General features: G+C 68.6%; 9 protein-coding genes and 1 pseudogene. 2 read left to right on the top strand and 8 right to left on the bottom strand.

Annotation, left to right across the window (positions count from 1 at the left end; translation table 11 throughout):
• The 5 genes and pseudogenes from F0Q45_RS21415 to F0Q45_RS21395 form a co-directional block, all read right to left on the bottom strand.
• Nucleotides 1–362, bottom strand: a pseudogene (locus tag F0Q45_RS21415) (hypothetical protein); the annotation flags it as partial.
• 282 nt (nt 363–644) lie between these two features.
• On the bottom strand, nt 645–1,295 hold the full coding sequence (locus tag F0Q45_RS21410; RefSeq protein ID WP_149655844.1) for an 8-oxoguanine DNA glycosylase OGG fold protein: 651 nt from the start codon (nt 1,293–1,295) through the stop codon (nt 645–647).
• Between the two features lie 574 nt (nt 1,296–1,869).
• Nucleotides 1,870–4,164, bottom strand: coding sequence for a hypothetical protein (locus tag F0Q45_RS29540; protein WP_262491100.1), 2,295 nt, complete (start codon nt 4,162–4,164; stop codon nt 1,870–1,872).
• Between the two features lie 3 nt (nt 4,165–4,167).
• A complete protein-coding gene (locus F0Q45_RS21400; protein WP_149655843.1) occupies nt 4,168–4,647 on the bottom strand; it encodes a hypothetical protein in 480 nt (159 codons plus the stop codon).
• A gap of 159 nt (nt 4,648–4,806) precedes the next feature.
• A complete protein-coding gene (locus tag F0Q45_RS21395; protein WP_149655842.1) occupies nt 4,807–5,073 on the bottom strand; it encodes a hypothetical protein in 267 nt (88 codons plus the stop codon).
• Nucleotides 5,074–5,534: 461 nt separating this feature from the next.
• On the opposite strand from F0Q45_RS21395, the gene F0Q45_RS21390 reads away from it, so the two are divergent.
• Nucleotides 5,535–6,431, top strand: coding sequence for a lecithin retinol acyltransferase family protein (locus tag F0Q45_RS21390; protein ID WP_149655841.1), 897 nt, complete (start codon nt 5,535–5,537; stop codon nt 6,429–6,431).
• Between the two features lie 160 nt (nt 6,432–6,591).
• Here F0Q45_RS21390 and F0Q45_RS21385 read toward each other — a convergent pair whose 3' ends face one another.
• From F0Q45_RS21385 to F0Q45_RS21375, 3 genes are all read right to left on the bottom strand, one after another.
• Complete coding sequence (locus F0Q45_RS21385) at nt 6,592–7,596, bottom strand: hypothetical protein (RefSeq protein ID WP_149655840.1); 1,005 nt, start codon at nt 7,594–7,596, stop codon at nt 6,592–6,594.
• A 278-nt stretch (nt 7,597–7,874) separates the two neighbouring features.
• The gene (locus F0Q45_RS21380) at nt 7,875–8,132 is read right to left on the bottom strand and encodes a hypothetical protein (protein WP_149655839.1); all 258 of its coding nucleotides are present in this window, start codon (nt 8,130–8,132) and stop codon (nt 7,875–7,877) included.
• Nucleotides 8,133–8,172: 40 nt separating this feature from the next.
• The gene (locus F0Q45_RS21375) at nt 8,173–8,691 is read right to left on the bottom strand and encodes a helix-turn-helix domain-containing protein (protein ID WP_188113075.1); all 519 of its coding nucleotides are present in this window, start codon (nt 8,689–8,691) and stop codon (nt 8,173–8,175) included.
• A 314-nt stretch (nt 8,692–9,005) separates the two neighbouring features.
• On the opposite strand from F0Q45_RS21375, the gene F0Q45_RS21370 reads away from it, so the two are divergent.
• On the top strand, nt 9,006–9,433 hold a 428-nt coding region (locus F0Q45_RS21370), incomplete at its 3' end, for a WhiB family transcriptional regulator (protein WP_262491099.1).

The raw sequence follows: 9,433 nt of genomic DNA, 5'->3' as shown, positions 1-9,433 counted from the left end.
AGCAGCCGCATCCCGGCCGCGGAGTTGGTCATCGGGGCAATCGCCGCGGCCTGCGCGCGCGCCTGGTCGCGGATCGCGCCGGCACCGGACCGGCCCGCCGCGGCTGCCGCGCCACCCTCACCGGCCGCCTGGCCCGACTCGGCGTCCAAGCCCGCCACCGCAGCCTGCAACTGCCCGTACGCTCCGACGGCGGCCCCGGCGCCAGTACCCAGCCCGCCGCCCCCCGCCGGCGGCGGCGGCACCGTGCCCCCCGCGCCGGCGGCGGCGATCACCTCAGCACCCTCGGCGCCGGCGCCGGGAAACAGCTCATGCGCGCGGCTCAGCAGCCGATCCACACCCGCCACGAACTCCGAAGCACTCACCCGCACAAACTAACCCGTCCGAATCCCCTGGGCCACAGCCAAGCACCGGAACATGCTCACACCGCGGGCACCTGTACGTGCACACGCGTGCCCGATCCCGCGGCATCGAGAGTTGGGACGACCGTGAATCAACAGCTTTCGGGCACCTGTATGGCGCCGGCTTCCGGCACCAAGCAGAGATGGGCAGCCCAAGGTCTATCGCGAGATCGCCTACAGCACTTCTTGACTCGCCAGTGAAGCCGACGACCGCTGCGCGGTCCGGGACACCCCCACGACAGCTCGCTAGGCGAAATCCCTCATGTCGAGAGTGAACATCGCCAGCTCCAGCTCTTCGGCTGCGCACTGCAGGGCTGTGGCCGTCTGGGCCATCCAATGCAGGTAGACGCAGTACCGATACGGGCTCCAATCGTAGGGCTGGCCAGTTCGCCGAACCAGGTAGGGCATACCGCTGAGTGCATGCACCCTACGGGCAAGAACTCTGTCCAGGATGAGCGCGCCGGGTGTGGTGAAGTACAGAAACTTGGTAAAGAACGCTGGGCCCAACCCAGCGATCCGTGCCCACGGCTCTTCGAGGGCTGCTGCGCGGGATCTGGGTTCGTAGCCGCCGTAGAGCATCGCGTAGCCGGAGATGACGTCCGTGGCAGCGTTCTGTGCTGCGCGGCGCAGTAGATCGTCGAGGCGCCCGCCGGCCGCGTTGACGATCTCCCGGTAGCGGTGAGGGCCGTAGCCGTTCGATCCGACACCCCAGAGGTAGGAGGCAGCGAAAACCTCTGAGTAGCAGCCAGTTTCGGCGATCTCAAACACCTCGCCGCGCGAGATCGAATCCCGGCCCGCAAGGGCGGCGGGCAGCAGCCCCGCCCAGCTACGAGGGTTGAACTGGATGCGGTGACCCCGCACACCCGGCTCTCCGAGTCGCTCCCGTGTTGTCTGCACCCATGGTCCAACGCGTCAACGCGATCGATGCGCAATGAGAAGTTGCGTGCTTCCTGCTGGGCCTGCTCGTCATGCTCGTAGGTCACGCTTCACTCCATTCCATCGCCACTGATCACCCGAATGATGCTGCGACAAGGTGAGCGTGCAGCGTCAGTACCGTGGCCGGCCATCACCGTCGAACCTCGCGATGACAGGGCCCTTAGCCCGAAGTTCTACGGCTTAGCAAGAACAGTGTCATCAAGCTGCTCTGTGATGCCGGCGTTCCGATCCGTCGCCAAGGCCTGACCGACGAGCAGATCGACGAAGCCATCAAGCTCTACGAGTCGGGGTGCCGGTTCCTGTCAGATCCGCGTCGCGCGACTACTCCGTGTCACCGACGAGTACGGCGAAGCGGGCGCGTCCGGCCGGGCGTTCGGGTGCGGCGACCTACGCGGAGTTGCCGTCGGAGAATCCGTGGTGTCGGCGACTGGCGCGCGGCAATTCACGCCGTCGATGCTGAGCACTCCTGAATCGCAGTCACCGTGAAGGGCCACGGCAAAGAAGTGGAATTCCATACCGCATAACACTTTTCGTGCTACGAGCTGTACTCGAGCATCGCCATGCGCACGCCGGCCACCCACGCCGCATACACCACATCAGCCAGGACCGCCCCCGATCGCTGCCAACACACCAGAGTTTCAAGCCGCCGGCAGTTGACGAACAGCTTTGTGTAGGTGCGCAACTGGTCGGGATCCTCGACACCGTCGAGGCCGGGTCGCTGCGCACCCATCAGCAGTCGCGCCGAATCGTATTCGGCGCCAAGGGCCGCCCACTCCTCCGGCTTCGGCCACCGCCGCGCCACCAGCGCACCCGCGACCGACTGAGCCAGCGGCGACAGCTCGTCGCCGCTGCCGAAGGCCACCCGGCGCGTCAGCTCCCGGCAGTAGTCGTCGACCGCGGACTCCGGCGCGGCCTTCAAATCGGCGTACAGCGCCGCGTCCACGGTCTGCAAACGATGCGACCGCGACGGCAGCAGCTCCGCCGCGGGACTGTCGGGCCCGCCATGCGGCACACCGATCGCCACCTCGCGCACGCCCGACCCGGGATCGGCGAGGTATTCCGACGGCCACGCCCACGTGGTGGCCACCGCCCCCACCACATCCCCGCGCGCCCGCGCCGCACGCACCGCCTTCTCGGCCGGATTCACCCAGCCCAGCCACCGCGCATCGAAACCGCCGTCGAAGCCCGCCGCGATCGGCATCGTCTTGCGCACGTACACCCCGGGCGGGATGTAGCTGGCACCGTCGTTGGTAGCGACCCACAGCGTCGGTACTCCCGCGTTGCGGCCCACCGCCACCGCCCAGTCCAGCCCGGCGTCCACCACACAGGCCGCGGCCGCCAACTCCGCCACCGCCGTGCGGGCCAGCTCCAAGTCCGACTCCGCCTCGTCGCGGCGCAGCGAGACGGCGTCTCGCCGGCCGGCCACCGAGACCACCCCAGCCCCGGGGGGCGGGGCGGACGCGCCGCTGCCCTCCGCCGGCACCGGCGGTGGCGTTGGCACTGATCCCGCTGCCGGCGCCGATGGTGCCGCGGGCGGGAACACCGATCCGTACGGCGCCAAACCGCCCGCCGGCATCCCGGTCGCCGGCGCCGGTGAAGCCGGTGCGGGCGCAGAAGCCGCAGCTGCCGCGGGTGCGGCCACCGCTGGCGCCTGCGCCGGCGCGGCGAGCGGTGTCACCGGCGGCTGCGGCGCCGGCGGTGCCACCGGCGCAAGCCCGCCCGCGGCCGAGGCACCCGCCGCCAACCCCCTCCCGAAGTCCGCGCCCAGCGATGACAATGACGGCGAGGCCTGCACCGCAGGCATACTCAGGCTGCCGGTAGGCGCCATGCCGGCGCCCGGGAATCCGCCAAGGCCGCCCAGCAGCCCCTGCAATCCCGGCATCGAAAACCCACTGCCGCCGCCAGTCGGCACACCCGGCAGTGCGGGCAGTCCCCCGCCCGACCCCAGCAGTGACGGCAACGGCCCAGGCACCAGCCCCGAACGGCCGTCGGTCGACGGGTCGCGAGCTAGGCGTCGAGGTGCCCGCGCTACCTCGCCAGGTCCACCCGACGATGCATCTGCCCCGCGACCCGGGCCGGTTCCGTCCCTAGCAGGTGGGTCGGCGGGGTCACTCGACCGATCCGCCCCTAGCCCAGCTTGTCTAACTTTCGGGCCTTCGCCCGCTGGGGCTGGAGCTAGTGAGAACTGCGACGTGAAGAGAAGGGTGTCGTTGGCGACATGGGCGTGCAGCTCAGCTGAATACGTCTGGATCATCGCGCGGTGCTTGCTGAGAATCACCGCCACCTGCGCGATCGACTGCCCACTGCCGCTGCGGAGAAATGCATTGACCTCGGCGTGGGCGGCGTCGCTTTCCTCGGCCATCTTGCGCTTCGTGCGCTCGACATCGCCCGCCGCTCGTGCCAGGAGTCCCTTGGCGACACCGCAGACGTCAGCCTGCGCCAATCGGGCAGCCTGGGCCTGCTTGTGAGCCGCCTCAGCTGCCGCCGCGCCCTCCCCGGCCGTCCAGTACGTGCTGAATACCTGACTCGCGTAGTGGCCGGCTTCCTGGGCCTTTTGTTCGTGAAACTTCTCCTGCTGGGCCAGCTTTTGCGCGTCGTTGGCCAGCCGCGTCTCCGAGTCCACCGGCCAGACGAACGGCCCGAAGAGCAGTTCGGCAAACAGACCCTGCGGCTTGGGGTGATCTCCACCGATGTGCGGCAGCTTGGGTACGCCGATCGTTCGGACAGGTCTTGTCGACTCCACTAGGCGCAGCAGCTGCGACGCCTGCGCGTTATTGCGCTCTGTCCACCCCGACACCTCGCCAGCCCCGGGCCCCGTTATAGCGGCCATCCTTTATTGCCGCGGCAGCCCGCATGAATCGGCCATCGCGTAAATCGCATCGTTCGATACGTCCGTTAACCGGTTGAGTTCGGGGGTTGGTGTGTTCCCCATTGCCGCGGTGGTCACGTCCAGGGTTGCGCTGACATATGTCCGAGCTGCTGAGGCGACATCAGTTGGCACGGCTGGAACGAGCGCATTCTGCACCGCCGAAGCGCTATTGAGTGCACGCAGGGTCAAGGGAATGTTCAGGTTCCCCTCGACCCGGAAGCCGCCTTTTCCTTCTTGCCCGCGAACCCCTTCGTCGAACACATGGCATAAGTGTTGTTTCGCCGAGGCCATCTCGCCCGGACCGAACTGCGGTACGGCCGGAGCCGGCGATGGCGAAGGGGATGCCGTCGGGCTCGCTGCGCCCGCATGTTCACCGCGCATCGCGAAATAGGTGACCGCCGACCCGACCGCGGCCGACAGCCCGACCACCAGCGCCAGCACCATCCCCGCCCATAGCCAGCGTCGACGCCGCGTCGGGCGCAGACCCGGCTCCGGCTGCGCAGGGGGGGCCGACATCGGCGGCGGAGTAGACATAGTCACCGACGGTGATGCCTCCCTTGACCACGGTGAAGTGGTCGTCATGTCCAAACCATCCTTACGTCTCTACGTGCTCAGTGCGCCCGAGTTGGCGGCCTCGGCGGCCTCGACCGAAGCAACGCTGACCTCGCGGTTCACCGTGTTGACGGCCACCCGGATCTGCGCACTGGCTTGCCGCGCCGCCTGCGCGGTCCCGATCGCGCTCACCAGCGGTGTGGTGTAGGCCCCTACCGGCAGTCCGCCCAGCCCCGATCCCGGCTGGGTCGACGCTGAGGCATCCGAGCTCGACAGCCCGCTGCGCGTACTCCCTGGATCCATCTCCATCGCGGTCACGGTCGAAATCGTACAGTCGACCACCGGCTTGCACACTTGTCTCACCAGCGCCAATCCCAGCGCCAATCCCAGCCTGTGCACTCCGGTGCCTCCGGTCAGGAGGCGACTATCCGCCCCGATCCCATGTCTTCGCATTGCCGGTGGACCTGGTAAGTGCCGGGAGCGACGCGGAGATATCCGTGTTCAGGTTGCCCGACAGAGGCAGTCGAGCGGTCGGGAACGGCGAGCTTGTGGAACGGCGAGCCTGGCGGGCGAACGACGTCGCAGGCTCCGTCACGAGCCCGTGACTAGCGTTCGACACGATTGCCCTCCATCCGATCGCCTGGCCGCGATGCTATCGGCGGGCACCGACAGACCGGCGCCTACGATCAGCCGCTACCCCGGCAGCCGCAATCGCCGGATGGGTGTCGGTCTGCTGTGCGAGGATCATCTCCGCCGGATAGGCGAGCGGGAGGAGGGCCATGGCGAAGGGCGAACACATCTGGGTGACAAGGCCACTGGGCTATACCCACCACGGCATCGACTGCGGCGACGGCACTGTCATCCACTTCACGGGTGAGCCGGGCAAGAAGAGCGATGCCGCCGTTGCCCGCACCACGATTGGTGATTTCGCGCTGGACTCGATCGTTCACGTCCGCGAGTACAGCCGCAAGGACGACGTTGTCACCGTAATCGGCAGGGCCGAATCCAAGTTGGGTAGCAGGGAATACAACCTGGTTACCAACAACTGCGAACACTTCGCCACATGGTGCTGCACTGGGAAAACAGCCAGCCAGCAGGTACGGATGGTCGGTTCGCTGACGACATCGGGAGCTGCGGCCGCGACGTCACTTGGCACCACCGTAGGTGTTGTCTCGGCGGTCGGATCGGTGGCCGGGGTCAGCGGGGCAGGACTGATGTCGGGGCTGGCAACCGCCGGCCATCTAATCGGCGGGGGTGCCGCCGCGGGTCCCCTGGCACTGGCGTTGGCACCGGCGGCCTTGTCGGTCGGCGCGGTGCAGATCGGGCTGCGCGGTGACAAGACGCTGCCGAAGGCGGAAAACGACGCGCGTCGCGACGGGCGTGTTGCCTCGGTGGCCGGGGCCGCGGCGGCGGGCGCCGGAGGAATGGCGGCGATCACCGTCGCGGGCACCACCGGCCTGAGCGCCGCGGGAATCACCAGCGGATTGGCCGCCATCGGCGCTGGTGTCGGCGGCGGCATGCTTGCCGGAACCGTCGCGGTGGCCGCCGCCCCGGCAGTGGTGGCGGGCACCGTCGGATTGGGCGCATACCTGGTGTCGCGCAAGATCCGCGGCATCCGACCCAGGAAGTGGACGCCACCGCCGCCCGACTGCGCCGCGCCGGCCGCGCCGGGGTGATCCCCGGACGGATAGGTCCCTCCCGACAGCGCTGGCGACCGATGCCGACGATCGGGCTACGTTTCGGCCCTCGGCGGCCGATCGCGCCGAATACGGCGACTGCGACGGCGGCGCCGGCGGGGCAAACCTGATGGTCGCGGCGTCCATCGACGACCTGTGCTCATCGGCGGAATCGACGCAATACGTCCTTGGCCGCCCTTCTCGCACCGCTAGCCAAGGTCCGATCCACTGGCATTTCGGCTGCCATCGGGTCGGAGCGACCACCGCGGATCAAGTCCCTGACTTCGCGGAAGGCCTCGACGCGCGAGCTCACCAGGTCGACCGAGTCGGAGTGCTCGGCTGGAGGTGTGAGTTCGGCGCCGCTCAGCAGCGCACGCAGCCGACCACCGACAACGTCGCGCTTCTGCGCCACGCGCGACTGCTCGCGATCATCCCGAAGCATCTGATCGACCTGTTCGGCTCTGCCGACACATTCACACAGCAGCTCCACACGATGCCGGGCAGCGCTTTCGAGTTGCTTCAGTCTGCGTTTCGCATCTTTTAGAAGCCGGACGTCATCGGATGAAGGCTTCGGAATAGAGGAATAGTCAGCGACCGTTGTGCGGATTTCCATTGCCAGACTCAGGGTCTCGGCGATCGTGGCCACGTCGGCGCGGAAGTCCAAATCGGCCGGTTCGCCTAGCCAGCCTGTTCGAGCGGCCTCTGTTGCCAGGATCGCATTGACCGCCGCATCGGCCTTATCGAGGAGCTTGAGTCCTTCCTTGCCGTATCGGTCGAGCCGTTCGCGTTGCCGCAGCTCTTGCTCCCGCATCTCGCGGTCCCGCTGCTCAGCGAGGCGCCTGGCCTCCCGCCGCCTTAAGTCCAATCGACGTCGCTCCCGTGTTTCAGCGTGTTTCCGCACCCCGCGCCGAAAGACTGCCCAGGCAGCGACGGGAACGACCCACCACACCCCGCTAGTCGCTGTCGCGACGTACACGGCAGTGCCGATGGCCACCACTGCAAGCAGGAAAATTGCGGTCACCTCCGCCGTCGACATCCGGGGGGGTGTCGGAGAACGAAACAGGGAGGTGCCGTACCCGCCATCGGACAGGCCCGTTCCGACGGCCACTACGACGAACATGATGATCGTCGACAGGATGGCGACGGCGAGCACTCCATAGATCATCTACCACCGCCCTTCCAGCGAATCGTCTCATCGAACGAGTCGCGCAGGTGCCATCGTAAGAAGCGGCAATGACATCTCACTGCGAGGAGTGCCGCTCGTCGCCATACCCTTGTCCATGTCCGCTGTTGCATCACCAGCGTTGGCCCAGCAGAGGGGTCGAGCAAGCACCCTGGGTATGTCCGTGTCGGTCCACGATTCGGCAGGCCAGCAGATGCGGTGCAATCCGGCGCTGACTGGCGGCCGGGCTCGGCAGGACGGCCGGCCGCGGTGAGGACTCGCTACCCATCGCCTTCCGTGCCCGCATACATCGCCTCGAGTTCCCGCCGTTGCAGGTCGCGGCGCAGGCCACGGACGTAGGCGTGGGTGGCGCGCGCCCGCTCGAGCATGTCGGGCGGCCAGTCGGCGATCGGCGGCAGCGTCACCATGACGCCGAGAATCCGCTCGCGGCGCTCCTCGTCGTCGGTGCGATCCGCGATCTGGCCCAGCAGTGCGTGGAGTTCGGCATCGGCCGGGTCGATGACGTCATCGGAGTCCACGGGCCAGACGCTAGCCATCGACACCGACACGCGCCGTCGATCAGGGCGCCCGCCGCAGCTCCGCCAGGATGCGGATCGCCCCGGCGCGCTCCTCATCGCCCAGCCACGGCAGCATCCAGATCATCGCGTCCTCGATCTCGCGCGCGGCGGCGGTGAACTCCGCCTGCATCGCCTCGCGCGCCGCCTGCGGGATGCCGTCGTGGTGAGCGGCGAAGGCCTCGCGCATCCGGATGACTCGTTCGGCCATGGCGAAGCGTTCTTGGGCCGCCGCCGCGGCGTCCGGGCCGGCGCGCGCGGCCGCAGGGCCGGCGGCGGCGGTGGTGCCGGCCAGCACGCGCGGGGCGCCGCCGTCCAGAACGGCGTCGATGCTGCCCGGCTCCCACTCGATCGCCCGTTCCAGCGCCCGCCGCATCCGCCGGCTCAGCCGCCCCGCGCGGTTGGTCTCCACCGCGCGGATGGTCGCCACCGACAGTCCCCCCCGCTCGGCCGCGTCCGGCTGGGTCAGCTTCAGCCGCCGGCGGCGCAGCCGCACCTCCTCGCCGAGCCGCTCCCAGGACATGACCCACATTTTGCCCGACGAACCGCCAGAACTGGCCATCCGTTCCGCCAAATCAGCCAAAACAGCGCTGCGCTCCCCGTGCCGCCCGCACGTCGCCGGAGCGGTCACCGATGACCCCGTGACATGCGGCGATGGCCGGTGTCACCTCCGGTCGCACCCGCATCGGCCCGCCGCATACAGCCGATACTAGCGGTTAAACCGCTAAAACCGCTAAAATATCTGTTAGGTTATCGGTGCTTCACCGCTCTGAGACTCGGCGAAGCACCGGGCCACCCGGTCCGCGCTACGACCAACACACACCACGGGAGGACGCCATGACGACCACACCACCGCCCGCCGACGAGCGGCCCTTTGCCAGGCCCTTCGCGTCCTTCCAGATGCGCGCCGAGGTCCGCCTCTTCCACACCACCGAGGACCTGCCGTGCCAGCAGGACCCCGAGCTGTTCTTCCATGCCCCCAAGAGTCAGCGCGCCATCGCCCGCTGCGCGGACTGCTCGTTCCTTGGCCGCTGCGGTTACAACGCGGTGGCCGCCGGCGCCACCCACGGCGTCTGGGGTGGCGTCCTTCTTCCCGGCCTCTACACCCGGCAGCTCAACGAGATCTACGCCCGGCTGGCCGAGCAGTTCGAGCGGCGGCGCCGCATGGAAGTCGGGGACGTGGCCGTGGCCGCGCTGCCCGACCTCGATCGCGACCAGCACGGTGCCGGCGGCGGTGGACGCCCCCTGCCGCACGCCGGCGCCGC

The organism is Mycobacterium simiae (genome assembly GCF_008370645.1).
GTDB lineage: Bacteria > Actinomycetota > Actinomycetes > Mycobacteriales > Mycobacteriaceae > Mycobacterium > Mycobacterium simiae_A.
The sequence above is the reverse complement of the archived record's forward strand: the minus strand, read 5'-3'. Positions and strand labels throughout refer to the sequence as shown.

Bases quoted from the DNA above. Each gene is read 5' to 3' on its own strand.
- F0Q45_RS29540 (WP_262491100.1), bottom strand. From the start codon at position 4,164: ATGGCCGCTATAACGGGGCCCGGGGCTGGCGAGGTGTCGGGGTGGACA.
- F0Q45_RS21400 (WP_149655843.1), bottom strand. From the start codon at position 4,647: ATGGTGCTGGCGCTGGTGGTCGGGCTGTCGGCCGCGGTCGGGTCGGCG.
- F0Q45_RS21390 (WP_149655841.1), top strand. From the start codon at position 5,535: ATGGCGAAGGGCGAACACATCTGGGTGACAAGGCCACTGGGCTATACC.
- F0Q45_RS21385 (WP_149655840.1), bottom strand. From the start codon at position 7,596: ATGATCTATGGAGTGCTCGCCGTCGCCATCCTGTCGACGATCATCATG.
- F0Q45_RS21375 (WP_188113075.1), bottom strand. From the start codon at position 8,691: ATGTCCTGGGAGCGGCTCGGCGAGGAGGTGCGGCTGCGCCGCCGGCGG.